The organism is Streptomyces sp. NPDC002004 (assembly GCF_053593975.1).
The window spans coordinates 355,975-374,689 of record NZ_JBSFDP010000004.1 but is presented as its reverse complement, the minus strand read 5'-3'; the positions used below and the strand labels follow the sequence as shown (position 1 = coordinate 374,689).

15 protein-coding genes and 1 pseudogene are annotated in these 18,715 nt (G+C 70.9%); 12 read left to right on the top strand and 4 right to left on the bottom strand.

Going from position 1 to position 18,715, the window contains the following annotated elements; genetic code table 11:
* The first annotated feature begins 218 nt into the window (after positions 1–218).
* From ACWCP6_RS10100 to ACWCP6_RS10080, 5 genes are all read left to right on the top strand, one after another.
* Entirely contained in the window at positions 219–1,127 is a 909-nt protein-coding gene (locus ACWCP6_RS10100) for an NADP-dependent oxidoreductase (protein ID WP_450931892.1), read from the top strand.
* 314 nt (positions 1,128–1,441) lie between these two features.
* A complete protein-coding gene (locus tag ACWCP6_RS10095) occupies positions 1,442–2,395 on the top strand; it encodes an NAD(P)-dependent alcohol dehydrogenase (protein WP_450931891.1) in 954 nt (317 codons plus the stop codon).
* Between the two features lie 216 nt (positions 2,396–2,611).
* Positions 2,612–3,040: a hypothetical protein gene (locus tag ACWCP6_RS10090; RefSeq protein WP_450931890.1), complete on the top strand. Its 429-nt coding sequence runs from the start codon at positions 2,612–2,614 to the stop codon at positions 3,038–3,040.
* A 940-nt stretch (positions 3,041–3,980) separates the two neighbouring features.
* Positions 3,981–4,655: a pyridoxamine 5'-phosphate oxidase family protein gene (locus tag ACWCP6_RS10085; RefSeq protein ID WP_450931889.1), complete on the top strand. Its 675-nt coding sequence runs from the start codon at positions 3,981–3,983 to the stop codon at positions 4,653–4,655.
* A 230-nt stretch (positions 4,656–4,885) separates the two neighbouring features.
* Positions 4,886–5,698, top strand: a complete 813-nt coding sequence (locus ACWCP6_RS10080) for a hypothetical protein (protein ID WP_450931888.1) — start codon at positions 4,886–4,888, stop codon at positions 5,696–5,698.
* A gap of 182 nt (positions 5,699–5,880) precedes the next feature.
* Here ACWCP6_RS10080 and ACWCP6_RS10075 read toward each other — a convergent pair whose 3' ends face one another.
* Positions 5,881–6,462 carry a TetR/AcrR family transcriptional regulator gene (locus ACWCP6_RS10075; RefSeq protein WP_450931887.1) on the bottom strand — a complete coding sequence of 194 codons (582 nt, stop codon included), beginning with the start codon at positions 6,460–6,462 and terminating at the stop codon, positions 5,881–5,883.
* 117 nt (positions 6,463–6,579) lie between these two features.
* On the opposite strand from ACWCP6_RS10075, the gene ACWCP6_RS10070 reads away from it, so the two are divergent.
* Positions 6,580–7,716: an FAD-dependent oxidoreductase gene (locus ACWCP6_RS10070; protein ID WP_450931886.1), complete on the top strand. Its 1,137-nt coding sequence runs from the start codon at positions 6,580–6,582 to the stop codon at positions 7,714–7,716.
* 563 nt (positions 7,717–8,279) lie between these two features.
* On the opposite strand, the gene ligA is transcribed toward ACWCP6_RS10070, so the two are convergent.
* Positions 8,280–10,364 (bottom strand): NAD-dependent DNA ligase LigA, encoded by a 2,085-nt coding sequence (gene ligA / locus ACWCP6_RS10065; protein ID WP_450931885.1) that lies wholly within the window; start codon positions 10,362–10,364, stop codon positions 8,280–8,282.
* Between the two features lie 239 nt (positions 10,365–10,603).
* Complete coding sequence (locus tag ACWCP6_RS10060) at positions 10,604–11,047, bottom strand: VOC family protein (protein WP_450931884.1); 444 nt, start codon at positions 11,045–11,047, stop codon at positions 10,604–10,606.
* A gap of 461 nt (positions 11,048–11,508) precedes the next feature.
* Between ACWCP6_RS10060 and ACWCP6_RS10055 the strand changes: the two genes are divergently transcribed.
* A complete protein-coding gene (locus ACWCP6_RS10055) occupies positions 11,509–12,240 on the top strand; it encodes a dienelactone hydrolase family protein (RefSeq protein ID WP_450931883.1) in 732 nt (243 codons plus the stop codon).
* A gap of 203 nt (positions 12,241–12,443) precedes the next feature.
* Positions 12,444–12,803, top strand: coding sequence for a DUF3052 family protein (locus tag ACWCP6_RS10050; protein WP_450931882.1), 360 nt, complete (start codon positions 12,444–12,446; stop codon positions 12,801–12,803).
* A 241-nt stretch (positions 12,804–13,044) separates the two neighbouring features.
* Here ACWCP6_RS10050 and ACWCP6_RS10045 read toward each other — a convergent pair.
* Positions 13,045–13,384 (bottom strand): annotated as a pseudogene (locus ACWCP6_RS10045) (GNAT family N-acetyltransferase); the annotation flags it as partial.
* 461 nt (positions 13,385–13,845) lie between these two features.
* Here ACWCP6_RS10045 and ACWCP6_RS10040 point away from each other — a divergent pair.
* From ACWCP6_RS10040 to ACWCP6_RS10025, 4 genes are all read left to right on the top strand, one after another.
* The gene (locus tag ACWCP6_RS10040) at positions 13,846–14,916 is read left to right on the top strand and encodes an adenosine deaminase (protein WP_450931881.1); all 1,071 of its coding nucleotides are present in this window, start codon (positions 13,846–13,848) and stop codon (positions 14,914–14,916) included.
* A 64-nt stretch (positions 14,917–14,980) separates the two neighbouring features.
* A complete protein-coding gene (locus ACWCP6_RS10035) occupies positions 14,981–15,997 on the top strand; it encodes a Gfo/Idh/MocA family protein (protein ID WP_450931880.1) in 1,017 nt (338 codons plus the stop codon).
* A gap of 318 nt (positions 15,998–16,315) precedes the next feature.
* The gene (locus tag ACWCP6_RS10030) at positions 16,316–17,566 is read left to right on the top strand and encodes a hypothetical protein (RefSeq protein WP_450931879.1); all 1,251 of its coding nucleotides are present in this window, start codon (positions 16,316–16,318) and stop codon (positions 17,564–17,566) included.
* Between the two features lie 83 nt (positions 17,567–17,649).
* Positions 17,650–18,258: a hypothetical protein gene (locus tag ACWCP6_RS10025; protein WP_450931878.1), complete on the top strand. Its 609-nt coding sequence runs from the start codon at positions 17,650–17,652 to the stop codon at positions 18,256–18,258.
* Positions 18,259–18,715: the final 457 nt, after the last annotated feature.

Genomic DNA, 18,715 nt, shown 5'->3' with positions numbered 1-18,715 from the left:
CTCACCGGTGGCCGGCCTCCGGGGGGTTCGCCGAGCCGGGCGCCGGCGCGGGTCGCCCGGGGGCCGGCTGGAACCCGGCCTGCCGCCCCGTCCGTGAATCACACGCCTCGTGTGAATGGGGCCACAGGTCAAATCACACGTCGCGTGTGATACAAAGAAATCACACGCACTGGATGATTCATGATGCGTCCAGTTCCCCTCTCCTTAGGAAGTGCCTGGTGTCCACTGCAATCACCTTCTCCGAGTACGGCGGCCCCGAAGTCCTCGCCCTGTCCCAGGTCGCCACCCTCGAACCGGGTCCGGGGCAGGTCCGCATCCGCGTGCGGGCGACCGCCGTCAACCCCATCGACGTGCGGATACGCGCCGGGATGATGCAGGGCGTCTTCCCGGTCGCCTTCCCGATGGTCCCCGGCTGGGACGTCGCCGGCGTCGTCGACAAGGTCGGCGAGGGCGCCACCGCCTCGGTCGGCGACGAGGTCCTCGGCGTCGCCGCGGTCGGCGGCTACAGCGAGTACGCGCTGCTGGACCGGCCGTTCGCCAAGCCGAAGGAGCTGTCGTTCGAGACCGCGGCCGCGATGGTCACGGTGGGCGAGGCCGCCTACCGGGCGATCGAGCACCTCGGTGTGCAGCCGGGGCGGACACTGCTCATCCACGGCGCCGGCGGTAGCGTGGGCACCGTCGCCGTGCAGGTGGCCGCCGCCCGCGGAATCACCGTGATCGGCACGACCGCCGAGGAGGACGTCGAGCGCATCAACGGCCTCGGCGCCATCGCCGTGCCCTACGGCGAAGGCTGGGTGGAGCGGGTCGAGGCCGTCGCCCCGGGCGGTGTGGACTTCGTGTTCGACGCCTCGGGCGCGGGTGTACTCGCCGAGTCCGTCGCCCTGGCCGGCGATGCGGGCAAGGTCATCACCATCGCCGACCCGTCGTTCGCCCAGCACGGGGTGCGGTTCACCGGTATGGACCCGGCCGACCGCTTCCCCGAGGCCCTGCCGCAGCTGGCCGATCTGATCGCCGCAGGCAAGCTCGACGTCCCCGTCTGGCGCTCGTACCCGCTCGCCGAGGCCGCCCAGGCCCATGCCGACATCGAAGCCCGCCGGAACCAGGGCAAGGTCGTCCTCCTTCCCTGACCGGACGACCGCCTCACCCGAGCGCACCGGGCATGGCGTACGCGGCGCCGCAGCCGTCACGACCCCCACCGGCGACTGCGGCCGCGGTCGAGAACCTGCTGCCCTGCACAGCCGCGCCCGCGCTGCGCCCCGCAGTTCCGCCCGCCCGCGCCTACGGGCCGTTCGACGGGCGGCCCGAGACGGTGTGTACCCCGATCGAGGCTGAAAGTCCCTTCCGGGCGCACCCCACAGCCGCAGGCGCCGATCGAAGCCGTCGCCTGGGACAACCACGATCATTACTGCCCGTACTGGCAGACTACCGATAGGAACGTGACATGAAGGCCGCTCAGATCACCGGCTTCGGCGCACCAGATGTCCTGAAGGTCAACGACGTCGACCGCCCCGCCCCCGGCGCGGGAGAGGTCCTGGTGTCGGTCGAGGCGTCAAGCGTGAACGGACTCGACACGATCGTTCGCGCAGGGGGACTGCGGATCGTGACGGGGCACCGGTTCCCGCTCGGTGTGGGACTGGACTTCGCCGGTGTCGTCGCAGCGACCGGCGCCGGCGTCGATCAGTACCGCGTCGGTGACCGGGTGTGGGGCACGGTGCACCCGCTCAAGCGGCACACCGTCGGTGGAGCTGCCGAATACGTCGTGGTTCCCGCAGACCGCATCGGACCCGCACCGGAAGGCATTTCGCCGGTGGAGGCGGCCTCCCTGGTCGTCGCGGGAACGACAGCGCTGACCGCACTGCGGAACACGCTGCACCTCACGAGCGGTGAACGCCTCCTGGTACGCGGCGCCGCCGGCGGAGTCGGTACGGCTGCCGTGCAGCTCGCCCGCGCAATGGGCGGGCACGTCACCGCTCTGGCTCGCGATCGCCATGCCGAGGCCCTGCGTGAGCTGGGAGCCGACGAGGTCTTCGACTACGGAGCCACCTCGCCGGATTGGATCGGGCCGTTCGACGCCATCCTGGACACGGTCGGCTCGGAACTGCACGACTACAGGCGTCGGCTGACCCGCGACGGCAGGATGGCCACCATCGCACTGTCGGCATCCTCCTTGGCAGCGATCGCCGCGTCGAGCGTGCACGGGGGGCGCCGCATCCGCACGCTGAGCTCCAACCCCGACACCCTCGTGCTGCGTGACCTTGCCGGCCATGTGACCTCCGGCGGGCTGCGGCCCGTGGTCGACAGCGTGTATCCGCTGGCCGACATCGCCTCGGCGCATCAGGCATTCGAACGCGGCGGTGTGGTGGGCAAGCACGTGGTGGCCATGCCCGGTAAGTGACCCGGCAGGCTCTGGCGGAACGCTGCCGAAGGCTGTCGGCGGCAGACGAGGAACCCGACGAAGTCGACTCACAGTCAACGAACTTGTGGACCGAGTGCTAACGACTTTCCGGTGGGACACCGCAACCCTTGAAGCACGCAGGTGTGACCCGTGCCGAGCCGGCCTGGCTCAGCAGGTGCGACGGGCGGGTTCACCACCATCGAGAAAGGGGCAACTGTGTCTTTACGTAAGCGCGGCGCCGGCATTCTGGGTGCTGCGGCGCTCGTGGCCGGAACATTCGTCGGCCTGGGGGCGGCACCGGCCAGCGCGGCCGATATCTCCTTCGCCTTCACCCCTTACGCTGACGGAGGCGGCCGTATCTACGCGAAGGCCGGGGGGAACTACCTGGGCGACGTCACCTGGCAGGCTGATCCGTCGACGACAGAAAACGGTGACACGCTCTGCGCATTCGACGCATGGCCCGACGGCCGGTACGTGGGGGGCTACATCTCCATTCCCCGCGGCGTGAACACCCAGGGCCTGAACTCGCCGAACGGCCGCTGCAAGGGCGGGGACATCCGTGAGGGAGTCAAGTACAAGGTTCAGATGTGCCTCTACGGTATCGTGCCCGCCCAGTGCTCCAGGAGCTACGAGGTGACCTCGTGAGCGAGGGCAGCAGGGCGGGTTCGCCCGCTGCGGTGAGCGTGGCCGTGGCGGTGGGGGCGTCCCCCGCTCATGCCGCGCCGAGGGCGACCTCCAGCACTGTCTGACGAACAGCCGTTGCTGAGCCGACTCCGCATGCGGACGGGCACCAGGCGGGGGTGGCGCGCCGGTTCGCGGATCCTGACGGGGGTGTGAACCACTGCGACATGGCCTGTGTCCAGGATGTCCGCAGCGACGGCTACTCCGTGATGGCTGACACGGTCGGTCCGATCGTGCGGTGCGGTTCTCCGGCTGCCCTGCCGCGCCCCGGCGGGGACGGGTCGACGAGTTCTCCGGCTGCGCGCAGGGGTGGGGGCTCCGCCGCATTGATCCGCCGGGGGAAGAGCCTGCCGGAGAACACTCGGTACAAGTTGGGGCAATCAGGACCCTCATGATGAGGTGTTGTCCATTCCTGCTGAGCGGGGCGACGGCACCGGCAGCGCGAGACCCCGGGCCCATGACTGCCCGGGGTCCGTCTGCGTCCGGTGTATCCGGCCGGTTCCATGACCGGCCGGATACGTCGGCCTCCCCTCGATGCCCTTCTGCGCGAGCGCGGCGTGCTGGAGCTGAGTGAGCGCGGCCCGCACGCCGGTCGGACGGACACGGGGGCGTCCTCGCCCTCACCGCGTGGGAAAGCCCGCGACAGCGCCGAGGCCGGCGGGCATCGGAGCAGGTCGAAGCCCTGATTCCGCGGTTCGGATGCGGCGGCCGTGAGCTGCGCCGGCCCGGGTGCGTGGAGGCCGCGGTGAGGAGTGCCATGGGCCGGGCGCGGCGAGTGGGCGGGGTGCGGGGCCCCGGGCAGTGGCCGAGCCGGGCAGAGTCCGATTCCTCCGCCTGCTGGACGAGGCGGACGGTGCGGACCAGGATGACACGCGCCCCGTCCGCCCTCTGGAGGAGAACCGCCGTGACTACACACGACAGGGCCGTCGGCTCGTACGGCGAGCGGTCGGCTCAGCAGTACTTCGGTACCGCCGAGCGGGCGGCCGACTTCTACGACCGCCAGGTGCATCACGTCCTCACGGCGGCCATGCGGGCGTTCATAGGCCGTCAGACCATGGTGTTCCTCTCCACGGCCGACGCCGGCGGGGCCTGTGACGCGACCTTCCGTGCCGGGCCGCCCGGGTTCGTGACGGTGCTGGACGACCGGACCCTGACCTACCCCGAGTACCGGGGGAACGGCGTCCTGGCCAGCGTCGGCAACCTCACCGAGAACCCCCACCTCGGCCTGCTGTTCATGGACTTCACGCACGACCACATCGGTCTGCACGTCAACTGCTCGGCCGAGCTGCGCAGCGATACGCAGCAACGCGCCGCATATCCCTGGCTCCCGAGGGACGCGGCCCCGGGGCGGCAGCCGCAGATATGGGTCCATATGACGGTTGACGAGGCGTATGTCCACTGCTCCAAGCACATCCCGCACCTGGAACCGGCCACGCGGCCGCGTACCCAGAACGGGCGCCCCAAGGACGCCGAGTACTTCGTCGGGCCGGAGGCGACGCAGTCGGCGGCGCACGGGCAGAGTCCGGCGGATCCTGCCACGGGGCACCGGGGGCTGCGTCGACTGTGGCAGCGGCGCTGAGATCCGGGCGTCCGGACACGGCGGCGCTCCCGGGTGAGGGCAGCCGGCGCGCGCGGTCGCCCGCCGCACGGCGCCCACCCCCTCCGACCCTCACACCCTCGGCCGACGGACAGGAGGCCCGGGCGGCCGCCGCGCGGACGCGGTCGCTGGGTAGGGTGCGTGAGGGGTCATGTACACGGCTCGCGTCCTCCGGGCCGGGCATGTGCGGGGTAGACATCGGGGGATGACACGTGAGCGTCGGCACGCGCACCGGGCAGGGCACCAGTACGTCGGCGAGGGGCCGCCGCCCGGGCTGTCTGGCCATGCCCTTCGTCCTGGCCGACCGGCTGTTCAGGCCGACGCGCACCGACCGCGCCACGGACGGTGCCATCGAGGCGGCACAGATCGCCCGCACCGTCATCGGCACCGCCGCGACGCTCTGGCTTCTCTACGCCTACCCTCTTCAGGAGTCGGCGTCGGACCTGGCGGAGGACAAGCTCGGTGAGCTGTTCATCAGCGCCGGCCTCATGCTGGTCGTGGGACCGCTCGCCCTCGTGGCCTTCGTCGTGGCCGCCCGACCGCCGCGGCGATCGGTGTACCGGCGGCGGCTCGCCGGGCCGCTGACCGCCTTCGCGGCCATGTTCGGCTGCGCGGCGTGGAACTGGTTCGTGGTCCTCAAGGGGGCCGCGCTCCAACTCGCCCAGCAGAGCGGCATGCTGGAGCTGGTCCTGCTGCCCTTGCTGCTGCCCGCGGTCCTCTTCGGCCTGCCGTTCACCATCAGTGCGGCGTTCCTGTGTGTGCACCACGTCTTCCGCGCGGCGGACGTCCACGAGATCCTGCCCCCGCTGATATCGCCCGTCCTGGTCTGGGCCCTCTGCGCGATTCAGCTCTTCGACGATTCGCCGGTCGCCGCGCCCGTCTGGGTGCGGGTGCTGTTCATCGCCGGTCCTCCGCTGTCCGTCACGGCTCTGTCGGTCTGGGAACTGCGTCGGCTGCGAAGCCACTTCGCCATGACCGTGCGCCGCGCTCTCGGCCGCGAAACCGCTTCGGGACCTGCCCGCTGACAGCGCGGACGGCGGGCGGCGACGGTTCGGGCCGGGTCCACTCGCGGCCGGTCGGATCGCCCCGTCCGCCACCGGGGCGGCACTGCTTTCGGCCGGAACAGATCACGCGGCCCTGAGGCAGTAGACCGCCGTGTGCCCACGCAGGCGCCCGCACAGGGCCGTGCGCCGGCACTCGCCTGCGGTCAGCGCTCCTCCAGGGTGGCCTCGACGGCAGGGGCGAGGGTGTCGATGATCTGTTCCGGGGTGAGGCCGGTCACGGCGGGCAGCCGCAGCAGATAGCGGGTGAGAGCGAGACCGAGGAGCTGGGCCGAGACCAGGCCGGCACGGGCGGCTGTGCGTTCGGGGCCGAGGACGGCGGTCAGGGCGGGAGCGATCTGTGCGGCGAAGATCTCGTGCGTGCGCGCGGCGGCCCGCTCGTTGGTGACGGCGGACCGCAGCAGCAGAAGCAGGGCGTCGTCGGTGGGGTCGTCCTCCCAGCGGTGGAGGAAGTGCCGCACGAGAACCCTGGCCAGATCGCCCGCGGGAACGCCGGTCAGGTCGGGCATGTGCAGGTCGACGTCGAGCGCGGCGTCGAAGAGCTGCGCCTTGCTGCCGTAGTAGCGCATGACCATCGAGGGGTCGATGTCGGCATCGGCGGCAACGGCGCGGATGGTGGTGCGCTCGAAGCCGTGGGCGGCGAAGCGGCGGCGCGCGGCCTCCAGGATGGCGGCCCGCGTGCGGTCGGAGCGCCTCGCCGGAGCGGTGTTCTCGGTTCCCTGCATCATGCCTACAAGTGTAGGCAAACAAGTGTTGACTTTCAATCCGGGATGGGTGCACTCTGGTCAACAGATGGTGGCCAACGCTTGTAGGCCACGAGGCTCGCACCCACCCCGGAGATCACCATGAACACCAGCGCCCCCACGCTGCCCACCCGCACCGAGGTCGCCGTCGTCGGAGCCGGCCCCACCGGCCTCGCACTCGCCGCCACCCTGGCATCGGCCGGGATCGACTTCGTCCTGCTCGACAAACAGGCCGAGGGCGCCAACACCTCCCGCGCCGCAGTGGTGCACGCCCGCACCCTGGAGGTCCTCGACGAGATCGGCGCATCGGAGGAACTGGTCAGGCGCGGGATCAAGCTCACCCGGTTCACCGTCCGTGACGGCGCCCAGCGACTGCTGACCGTCCCCTTCGACCAACTGCCCACGCCCCACCCGTACACGCTGATGGTCCCGCAGTACGAAACGGAGGCCGTGCTGCTGGCCCGGCTGCGGGCCCAGGGCGGCGACGTCCACCGCCCCTACGAAGTCGCCGGCATCGCCCAGGACGACGCCGGAGCAACACTCACCACGACCACCGGGGAAACCCTGCGCGCCGACTACGTGGTCGGGGCGGACGGCATGCACAGCGCCGTCCGCGAAGCGTCCGGCATCGGCTTCGCCGGCGACGCCTACGCCGAGTCGTTCGTCCTCGCCGACGTGGTGATGGACTGGGCACCGGGACCGCAGGAGGTCTCACTGACCTTCGGCCCCGCAGGACTGCTGGTCGTCGCCCCACTGCCCGGTGACCACTACCGCATCGTCGCCACCGTCGACCAGGCCCCCGAAAGCCCGGACCTCTCCTTCGTCCAGCACCTACTGGACGAGCGTGCCCCCGGCCAGGCCGCCGTCACCGAACTCGCCTGGTCCTCCCGCTTCCGGGTCCACCACCGGGTCGCCGACCACTACCGGGCCGGGCGCCTCTTCCTCGCCGGCGACGCCGCCCACGTGCACAGCCCCGCCGGAGGCCAGGGCATGAACACCGGCATCCAGGACGGCTACGCCCTCGGCCGCGCCTTCGCCACCGGCACCCTGGACGACTACGAAGCCCGGCGCCGCCCCGTCGCCGAACGCGTGGTCGCCCTGGCCGACCGGATGACCCGCGTCGCCACCACCCGCAACACCACCGCACGTGGCCTGCGCAATGCCGGCCTGCGACTGCTCGGCCACACCGGTTTCCCCACCAAGCTCGCCACCGAACTCGCCGAACTCAACTACCGCTGATCCCCGCCGGCCTTCGACATGTACGGCCGGCCGGCGGCGCCAGGAGTACCAGGGCTCCGGCAGGCGCACCGAGCGCTGGCGCACTGTCACGCGCCGTGCCTGCGCCGGTGCCTGGCGACGAGCAGTACCGAGCCGGCGACGGCCACGACTCCGGCGCCGGCCGCCCAGGCGACAGGTCCGCTCCCGACACTGCCCACCTCGTCCGCTGCGGAGTGGGGCGCGCCCGTGGAGCCGCCGGGCACTGCCACGTCGACGGCGGCCTTGTCGTTGCCCGGCTTGAGTGCTGAACGTGCCCAGGGACGAGACGCGGCGCAGCCGCGCAAGGTCGTTCAGGCGCTGCGCAGGGGTGGCGGGTGGCGCGGCGCCTCACGGTGGCGTTGCGGCGGAGCAGCCGGTGGACCGTTGGCCCCAGCGGGGTTGTCCCGCACACGGAAGGGAGCAGGGGCCGCTTCGACCGTCTGCCGGCGCGCCGGGCCCGGGCGACTCCCTTCGCGCCGCATGCCTGACGGCCGACCGGGGGCGAGGCCGGCCTGTCCCTGCTTCCGTAGGGAGAGCGAGCCGACTCAGTCGAGGAGTCCGGCGACCATGGTGGCGAAGTGGTCCGGGGTGGCGAGGCGGACGCCGAGCTGTTCGGCCTTGGCTCGCTTGGAACCGGCCCCCTCGCCCGCGACGACGAGTGTCGTCTTCTTGGAGACGCTGGACGAAGAGCGTCCGCCGGCCCGTTCGATGAGTTCGTTCATCTCGTTGCGTGTGAGCTTCTCCAGGCTTCCGGTCATCGCACCGGTGACCACCACCGTCATCCCCGCAAGCGGGCCTTCCGTCACCGAGGCCGTGGCCGGACCGTCGGGGTCGGCATCGGCGGCAGGGGGCGGGGTGGCTCCGGGCTCGGTCATGTTCACGCCGGCGGCGGCGAGTTTGTCGATGAGCGGGGCGAGTTCGGCGAGTTCCGCGACGATCGAGGGAGCCTTCTCCGAACCGATGCCCTCGACCAGCTGCATCGAGGCGGTGTCGGCGGCGCGGATGTTGTCCATGGTGGCGAAGTGGCGGGCGATGCGCCGGGACATGGACCGGCCGGTGCCGCGGACACCGAGCGCGCACAGCACCCGCGACAGCGGCTGCTCCTTGGCCTTGGCGATCGCGGCGAGCAGGTTGTCGGTGCTGGTCTCGCCCATCCGCTCCAGGCCGAGCAGTTCCTCGCGCCGGAGGGCGAACAGATCGGCGAGATCGGCGACCAGTCCCGCGTCGACGAGCTGGACGATGCGGGTGGCGCCCAGGCCCTCGATGTCGAGCTGGTCGCGGCCCGCGGCGTAGGCGAGGGAGGCGACCAGATGGCAGTTGCGGCCCTGCGCGCACCGCCAGCGCTCCTCACTCGTGTCGATGGCGGACCCGCAGCGCGGACAGTGCTCGGGGAACGCGATGGGCTGTTCGTCGCCCGTCCGCAGATGGGCCACCGGGGCCTCGATACGGGGGATGACGTCACCGGCGCGGTGGACCATGACGTGGTCGCCCAGGCGCAGGCCGCGGCGGGTGATGTCGGCCGGGTTGTGCAGGGTGGCGTACGTGATCGTGGAGCCGTCGATGACGACCGGTTCGAGGACGCCGCGCGGGGCGATGATTCCGGTGCGGCCGACGTTCCACTCCACCTCCAGCAGGCGGGTGATCTTCTCCGCGGCAGGCAGCTTGTAGGCGATCGCCCACCGCGGGGCGCGGGAGCCCGATCCGGCGGCCTGCCGGTCGGCGGCAAGGTCGGCCTTGATGACGATCCCGTCGATACCGAACGGCAGCTCGGCACGCACCGAGGCGATCTCCTGAATCCGGGCCATGACCTGCTCCGGGGTCCCGGCGACGATGTCCGGGACCGCGGTCCGCGCGCTGGTGTGCACACCGAAGCCGGCGGCCAGGTCCATCAGGTCGCTGTGGGCGGACGTGCTCAGCCGCTCGGCAAGGGCGGGGTCGGTGTCGGGCAGGGCCAGCAGTCCGTAGCCGAAGAACGTCATCGGGACCGTGTAGACGCGCTCCTTCGCCCGCAGCGTGCCCGCAGCCGCATTGCGCGGGTTGGCGAAGGGCTGCCCGCCGTGGCCCGTGCGCACCTCGTTGGCGTGCTCGAACTGGGCGGCCGTCATGAGGACTTCGCCGCGTATCTCCACGGTGACCGGCTCGGCCAGCTTCTCGGGCAGCCCCTCGATGGTGCCGATGGCGTGCGACACGTCCTCTCCGGCCGTGCCGTTCCCACGGGTGATCAGCCGGCTGAGGCGTCCGCCGGTGTAGCGGGCGGCGATCGCCAGTCCGTCCAGCTTGGGCCCCACGCTGAAGCGTGTGACCTCACCGCCGGTGCGGCGGGCCAGGGACACGGTCCAGGCGGTGAACTCCTCCGCGGAGAACACGTTGTCGAGGCTGAGCATCGGCTCCGTGTGCGGCACATCGCCCTCGGCCGCACCGCCGGCGATCTTTCCGGTGGGGGAGTGGGGAGCCACCTGATCGGGGTGCTCGACCTCCCATGCGGCGATCCCACGCACCAGCCGGTCGTAGGCGTCGTCGTCCAGTGGTGAGGTGCCGCCCGCGTAGTAGGCGGCCGCCGCACGCACGGCGTCCTCGACAGCCTGCGCATAGGCGGCGGCATCCACGATCACTGCTGCATGCGTTGTCATGAGCTGCATCTTGCCGCCCACCACTGACAACGGGCCCGATGCCGCGAGCGTCGGGGTCCGGCCGTGGAGCAGGCCGCGAACGTCGACACCCCTCACGTCGGCAGCGGCATCTCGAGGACCGCGGGCGCGGGCACGCGTCGCCGCCTCCCGTTCGCAGCGCTTCGGCGGCCCCGGTCCGGCAGGCGGGCCGTCCACAGTGCCTCGCACCTGCCGTCTGCGAAGCGACGGTCCCTTCCGGGTCAGCGGCCGGGAAGGCGTTCGGTGACCTCCTGCAGGACCCAGCCGTTGCCGTCGGGGTCGCTGAAGGAGGCGAAGGAGGCGTAGCTGCGGCGTTCGGGATCGGGCCCGGGGACCCGGTTGTCGGTACCGGCGCGGTGGAACACGCCTCCGGCGTCGTGGAAGACCTCGCCGACCTCCGCGCCCCGCGCTACGAGTTCCGCGCGGGCCGCCTCGACGTCCGGCACCACCAGGTGCAGCCCCTGCGCCGATCCGGGCGCGGCGTCGCCGACTCCACTGCCGAAGATCACCGAGCAGGGAGAGCCGGGCGGGGTCATCTGCACCACGCGGAAGTCGTTCCCGTCGGCGAAGTCGGCGTCCTCCCGCCATCCCAGCGCCTTGTAGAAGGCCTTGGCCCGGTCCACGTCGGCGACCGGTATCACCACGACCTCGAGCTTCGTATCCATCACACGGCACTCCTTCTTCTCACCGAGGAGCGGGGAACCGGCGCTGCAGCAGGATGCGAGCGCCACGGCGGTCACCGTCCCGAGGAGCGCGCACCGTCGTCGGGGGTCGCCACGGCCGAAGGGCGCGAAGCACCGGGCGGTCGGCCTGCGATGGCGGTCACACAAGCCATGATGGCCCCATGCCCGGGATGCCGCAGATGCACCGGACGGTGCTGCCACCGCCTCCGCCGAGCCGTAGGTCGCAGACGTGGGTGTCGTACACCGGTGGGCCGGCGAAACGGGTGTCACGCTTGCATGTCCTCGACCGGCGCGAGGTGCTCCGGCCGCCCGTCCCCGGACTCGAGGGCACCTCACACGTGGACGCGGGTCGGGTGCTGCTGGTGTGGCCGTTTCGAGGGCGACGGTGGTCGCGTGATCCTAGGATCGGGTGGACATTCGGCAATCGAGGCACGGGGGATCTGATGACTGGTCAATGGGAGCCACTCGGGGACACGGGTGGCATCGAGGCGTACGTGCACCGCCCGGTGGGTGAGGTCCGGGGCGCGGTGGTGGTCTGCTCCGAGCTGTACGGGGTGAACGCCTATGTACGTGACACCTGTGCGGAGTTGGCGGCGGCCGGGTACGTTGCGCTGGCCCCCGACTACTACTGGCGCAGCGCTCGCCGCACCGGGCTCGGGTACTCGGCCGAGGAACGCGAGGACGGCCTGGTGCTGATGCGCGCGCTGGACCGGGACGAGTTGGTGGCCGACGCATCGGCGGCTCTGGCGGTGGCACGCGCCGAGGCCGGGGGCCGGGGTGTTGCCTTCCTCGGGCTGAGCATGGGCGGGCACGTGGCGGTGCGGGCAGCGTCCGAGCTGCGCTTCGAGCTGGCCGCTGTCTTCTACCCGGGTTGGCTGCTGAACAGCGGCTTCCCGTTGGTCGGCCCGGTGCCCCCGTTGGAGACCAGCGAGCGGATCGCCGCGGGTGGCGCGTTCCTGCTGGGCTTTCGCGGCGAGCTGGACCACATCATCCCGGCCGAGGAGTGGGAGCAGGCCGAGCAGCGGCTCACCGAGGCCAAGGTGCCGCACGAGCTGGTGACCTACCCGGGCGCCCGGCACGGTTTCGCCTGCTCGGACCGCCCTGCCGACTACGACCCGCGGGCCGGCGCGGATGCCTGGCGGAGGGTCTACGCGGCCCTGGAGTCGCACCTCTAGCCTTGCTGGACGGTCTCTCACCGCTGCGCGGAGTGCCCGCATGGGCGCATAGGGTTATGTCCCGCCCGGGGGCACGTCTCTGCCTGCCCCGCTGGGGCGTAGCCGGATGACGCCCCGGGCCGGGTCGGGCCTGGACGAAGCCGCTGCCGGACGCAGGCCGAGGCAGTTGCGCGCCCCGCGCGGCAGTCGCACATACTTGCCGGGTGGAACTCGTTGCGAAATTGCAGATGAAACCGGGTCAGCGGGTGGCGCTGCTGGCCGGTACGGGTGACGTTCCCTCGATCGTTTCGGACGACGTGACGGCCGCCGAATCGCCTGAGGCGGCGGACGCGATCGTGGCGTTCGTACGTACCAGGGCGGACCTCGGCACCGTCGCCGTCGCGGCGATCGACGGGGCCCGGAGCGGCAAGCTGGTCTGGATCGCGTACCCGAAGGCGGGCAAGCTCGGTACGGACCTCAACCGCGACAGCCTTCGCGAGGCCCTTGCCGAGCACGGCGTCCAGCCGGTCCGGCAGGTCGCCGTCGACGAGGTGTGGTCGGCCATGCGGTTTCGTCCAGCCTGAGCCGTGCGTCAGGTGCGACGGCGAGGCGGCGACCCGGCCATGCCGCCCCCTCCTCACCGGTGATCGTCCGGGGCGGGGGATCATTACCGAACCTCCCGCTTTCCGCCTCGCCTCCTTGCCCGCTCTCGCCGTGCCTGGACCGGGCCGGCCCGCCTGGTGAACGTCTGTGCCGAGCCGCCGAGCCGCCGAGCCGCCGAGCCGTCGTGGGCCGGTTCCGGCGGCATGGCCGGTTTCGACCGGCCTACGGGTGCTGTTCCCATACCGTCCGGGTGAGTTCGTACTCGACTTCTCCGTGCTCCGAGCCCTCGATTGCTTCCGGCCGGTCGCCGGTGAAGTTCCGGACGAACGACAGGCCTGCCTTCTCCATGACGCGTCGCGACCCTGCGTTCACGGCCATGGTGTTCGCGGTCACCCGCTCCACGCCGAGGTCCGTGAACCCTTTGGCGATCAGGGCCCGGGCTCCCTCCGTGGCGTAGCCGCCCCCCAGGCCGCGCCTTGTTGAGTCGGCAGCCGAGTTCGACCACGGCGGGGCTGTGGTCGTCGAGAGGGAGGAACTCGAACCAGCCCAGGAATGTGCCGGTGATGCCGCAATCCCGATCATGAGGGGTCCGCCCCGCCACCGGATATGGCCGGCAGTGCGGCGATGGGCGGCTCGTCGTGCGCGGCAAGGGCTCCGGGGGCGGACACCAGGGCCGTGTACGAAGCGGGCGCCGACCTCGACGAGCGCGGTGCGATGTTCGCAGGTGCACGGCTGCCGGTGAGCTGCGCCGGAGGGGATGGCGGACGCCAGGCCCGTCCTCGGCCTCCGCCGGCTCGTCCTCGGCCTCCGCCTGCCCGTCCTCGGCCTCCGCGTCTGCCGGGATGCCCTCGGCCTCCGCCGGGACGCCCCCCGCCTTCGCGAGCGGCAACCGTTCCACCCCTCGCGCCTCGGCCTTGTCCTGCTGACGTAATACGTATAACCTTCCGCTCTCGAGGACGCTGCCCCCTGCTCGTCCCAGCCGATGCCGACCGCGCGATCGCCGCCGCACCGAGGAACTGCTGCATGACCACCACCACTCTTTCCCCCGACACCATCGCCCGGCTGCCCAAGGCCGTCCTGCACGACCACCTCGACGGCGGTCTGCGCCCGACGACCCTGGTCGAGCTCGCCGCGGCCGTCGGCCACCAGCTGCCCACGACCGACCCGGACGAGCTGGCCGCGTGGTACGTCGAGGCTGCCAACTCCGGCGACCTGGTCCGCTACATCGCCACCTTCGAGCACACTCTGGCCGTCATGCAGCACCGCGAGGGCCTGCTGCGCACCGCGGAGGAGTACGTTCTCGACCTCGCCGCGGACGGTGTGGTCTACGGGGAGGTGCGTTACGCGCCGGAGCTGATGGTGCAGGGCGGGCTCACCCTGAACGAGGTCGTCGAGACCGTGCAGGAGGGCCTGGCGGCCGGTATGGCGAAGGCCGCGGCGGCCGGGACCCCGGTCCGGGTCGGCACCCTGCTGTGCGGCATGCGCATGTTCGAGCGCACCCGCGAGATAGCCGACCTGGCCGTCGCGTACCGGGACGCCGGTGTAGTCGGCTTCGACATCGCGGGCGCCGAGGACGGCTTCCCTCCGGCCGACCACCTCGCCGCGTTCGACCACCTCCGCTCCGAGAGCGTGCCGTTCACCATCCACGCGGGCGAGGCCCATGGGCTGCCCAGCATCCACCAGGCGCTCCAGGCCTGCGGCGCACAGCGCATCGGGCACGGCGTCCGCATCACCGAGGACATCGTCGACGGCAAGCTGGGCCGGCTCGCGTCCTGGATACGTGACCGCCGGATCGCCCTGGAGATGTGCCCCACCTCCAACCTTCAGACCGGTGCGGCCACCTCGATCGCCGAGCACCCGATCACCGAGCTGCGCAGGCTCGGGTTCCGGGTCACCCTCAACACCGACAACCGGCTGGTGTCGGGTACGTCGATGACCCGCGAGATGTCGCTGCTCGTGACCGAGGCGGGCTGGACGCTCGAGGACCTGCGTGCGGTCACGGTCGACGCGCTCAAGAGCGCCTTCATCCCGTTCGACGAGCGCAACGCGCTCATTGCCGACGTCGTGCTGCCGGGCTACGCAGCGCAGGCGTAACCCTCCGGGACCGCGGCAGCGGCCCCTGTGAGGAGCGCCGCTCGTCCCCCTGTCTGGAGAAACGATGGCACAGCGCGTCGAGGATCTGCGGATCGGATTCATCGGGCACGGACGGCACGCCCGTGCCAATCTCTACCCCGCCCTCAAGCTCGCCGGCGCCCGTCCGACGAGCATTGCGACCCGCGACGAGGCGGCGGCTGCCCGGGCCGCCGCCCTGCACGGGGCGGACAGGGGGCACGGTGACTACCGCCGGATGCTCGCCGAGGACGGTCTGGACGCCGTGTTCGTCAGCGTCGCCCCCGAGGACCAGGCGGTGGTCACCGAGGCGTGTCTGAAGGCCGGCGCTCATGTCTTCGTGGAGAAGCCGCTCGGCCTCGACGAGGCGGAGGCCCGCCGGGTCGCCGGCACGGCCGAGCGGTACGGGCGGGGAGTGACCGTCGGCTTCATGAAGCGCCATGCCCCGGCCTACCGGAAGCTCGCCGGGCTCATGGCCGACGAAGCGGCGTTCGGACGGGTCGTCTCGTTCCAGGGGTTCTTCGCCTTCAGCCCGTGGACCGACACTCTGCGGGACGACACGTACCTGAAGTTCGGCGCCATCCACATGGTCGATCTCGTCAGGTGGCTCTTCGGTGACGTGGCGGAGGTCACGGGGTTCCGCAATTCGCGGGGCGCGGACATCAGCATGGCCGTGACGTTGCGCTTCCGCAGCGGGGTGATCGGCAGCCTCACCTTCGCCGGTGTGCCCGCGTGGAGCCGCGAACAGGAGGAGCTGACCGTCACGGGGCAGCGTGGCTTCGCCCGGGTGGAGAACCTGTCGACGCTCACCCACCACCACACCCGCCCGCTCGCGGGCGTGGCAGAGCCCTGGCAGGAACTGGGCGAGGCGACCGTCGTCACACAGTCCGTCAACTCTCCCGCCTCGGGCGGTCATCAGGATCTCTATCTGCGGGGGTTCGTGGCGGAGGTGCAGCACTTCCTGGACACGGTGCTGCACGGCGCACCGCCTGTGGCCTCGGCGGCGGACAACATCGGCACGATGGCGCTGTGCGACGAACTTCTCCGCACCATTCGGTCGCACTGAACGGCTCCGCACCCGCGCCGCACCAGCCGGTTGTCCGACCTCACGGCCTCGATCGCCCCTCATGAAGGACCTGCCTCTGCAGGCGCCGTCATCGGCCGAGTCGATGGACGGCTGACCCCCAGTCGTCGCTGGAGCGCCCCGGTGGCTGTGCGCTGTCGGCGTCTGCGCCGGACGCGGTGAGTCCCGTGTGGCACAAGAAACCCCATTGCACCGTTGGTGACCATGCGACTTGGATGGATCGAGCAGTTATTCGAAGCTCGAACTGTCACGCAGGGGGAGAAGTTGACGGGGAAGCGCAAGAACTTACTGACTGCGGCCGTGGCGACCGCGCTCGTGGCCGGCTCCATCCTGGTCGCCGTCGGTGAAGCGGCGCAGGCCGAGAGCGGCGACGTGGCGGCGGCGGTCACCGACACCGCGAACCTGGACCACGCGAAGAAGGTCGAACCGCTGAACGCCGTGGCCGACGCCCTCGGCGAGCAGGGCCGCAGGGCCTATTCCGGCGTGTACAGCAGCCTGTACGTGGATGAGCACGGCGGCAGGGTGACCCTGTACGTGACCGATGCGCACGAGGGCCGGAAGCTCGTCGATGCGGCCAAGGCCGCCCACCCGGACATCGACACCGGCCTCATCGAGGTCGCGACAGCCAAGTACGCCAAGAAGGCCCTGGACGCGCAGGCCGAGCAGATCCTCAAGGACACCGCCGTCGGCAGGGCGGCCGATGTCAGCGTCTACTCCGTCTCGGTCAACCCGGACGGCTCCGGCATCACCGTGAGCGGCAACAGCGACAAGCTCCACTCGATCAAGAGCAAGATCCATGCTGACAACGGCGAGGCTCCCGTGACCGTCGTCGCCGGTGAACCGGTCCACGCCGCTTCGTGGCGATGGAACGACGGTGCTCCGCAGATCGGCGGCGATGTCCTGCTCGGCCCGTCCCACCGCAACGGGTTCGCCAGCCAGTGCACCGCCGGTCTGGCCCTGGAGAACAGCGTCGGCGGCGACTCCCTGGTCACCGCCGCCCACTGCTTCCGCAACGGAACCGATGTCTACGGCGAGGGCGACTCCGTCGGGCATTTCGGCTACCGATACGGAGTCCGGATCGGCCACGTCGTCAACACCAACGACCGGTGGGACGCCCAGCTCATCGAGACCAACGGGCACAACGGCGCCGGTACCAACTCCGACGAGGCGGACGCGCATCCGGGCAAGTGGTACCGCGTCAAGGGCACCGCCTACTCCTACAGCGGCCAGTCGGTCTGCCAGGACGGCGCCCGCTCCTACTACACCGGCCACGGCGTCCCGTGCGGCATCACCGTTCAGAACGCAGACGTCCGGTACAACCTCACCTGGGAGGACGGCTCCGTACACGCAGTGCGCGGTGTCAAGGGCCACAACTCGAACTGGGCCGTGACCAAGGGTGACTCCGGTGCGCTGGTCTTCAGCGTCACCAACCGCACCGACCGCAAGGCGCGCGGCATCGTCTCCGGCGAGTCCGGCAACCAGACGATGTACTGGACGGAAGCCCCGGACATCATCGATGCCTTCGGCGTGGACCTGAATCCTCACACCTGACCGAACCACCATCCCGAAGGGGCGTGGGGCGCACCGGAACCGGTGCGCCCCACTGCGCATCGAAGAACGGACCGACCACACCCATGAAGGAGTCCCTGGTGAAGAAGGCCCTGTTACTCGCGCCGGCACTGCTCCTGCTGGCGGCTTGCGGCAGTGACACCGGCGCGGTCAAGAACAGCAGGCCGGCCGATCCGGCGTCCACCGCCCCGCCGATCGAACGGCAACAGCGCAGCCTGGCCTGCGGGACGACGATCGCCCCGCCCCTTGCGCCGTCCGGCGACAAGGATCCGGTCAGGCTCGCCCTCACCTCCGCCACCGCCAGGACCGCCACCGGGATCGCCGTGTCCTACCGGATCACCGGGAGCGAGCCCACGACGATGCTGTCCTTGCCGATCGGTGAGGTCCCGCCAACGGCTCTCCTGCTCAAGGGTGATGCCATCGTCGCCACCCAGACCCCCGCACAGCCCAGCATCGACGGCAGTCCCGCCCTGGGCTACCCGGTCGGCAAGAAGCCCTATGTGAAGACCCTGAGGGTCGATCTCCCGTGTCGGGGGACGACGTTCAAGGACGTCACGGAGCACCCCGACCGGTACCGGGTGATCGTCGTCATGTCCGTGCAGAACGCGGGGATGCCGAAGGACACCAGGACGCCGCTCGTGGATGCGTCCGCCGTCCCCCGGGTGGCCGGCTGAACAGCAACACCGCGTCAGGAAGGCCGACTTCTGCGTGGCCTCGCAGACGCAGACGCAGACACAGACGCAGACACAGACCGGACGGACACGCGGCATTGGTGTCCCTACGCTGTGCCGCCGGACGCGTGACCTGGGGGACAGCTGATGAGCAACACCGCCATGGCACGGAGAGGTCAGGGCACGTGGCTGGCCCTGGCGGCCCTACCAGCTGATCTCCGTGGTGGTTCCGTCAGCACCAACGCGCCATTGATGCCTTCCCTACCGCGTATCTCTACGAACGCCAGGGCATCGGCGTAGTCGCGTGACGCCCGGTTCGTGCCGGACTGTCGGCTGAGCGGCGGTGCTCTCGGAACAGTGACGGGCACGGCTTCCAAGATCATGGAGTTCTCGACGCCCCGTGATCCAAGTGGAAGGCCGTGCCTGTCGAGGCATCATCTCTGATGCCACCTGCCCTTGA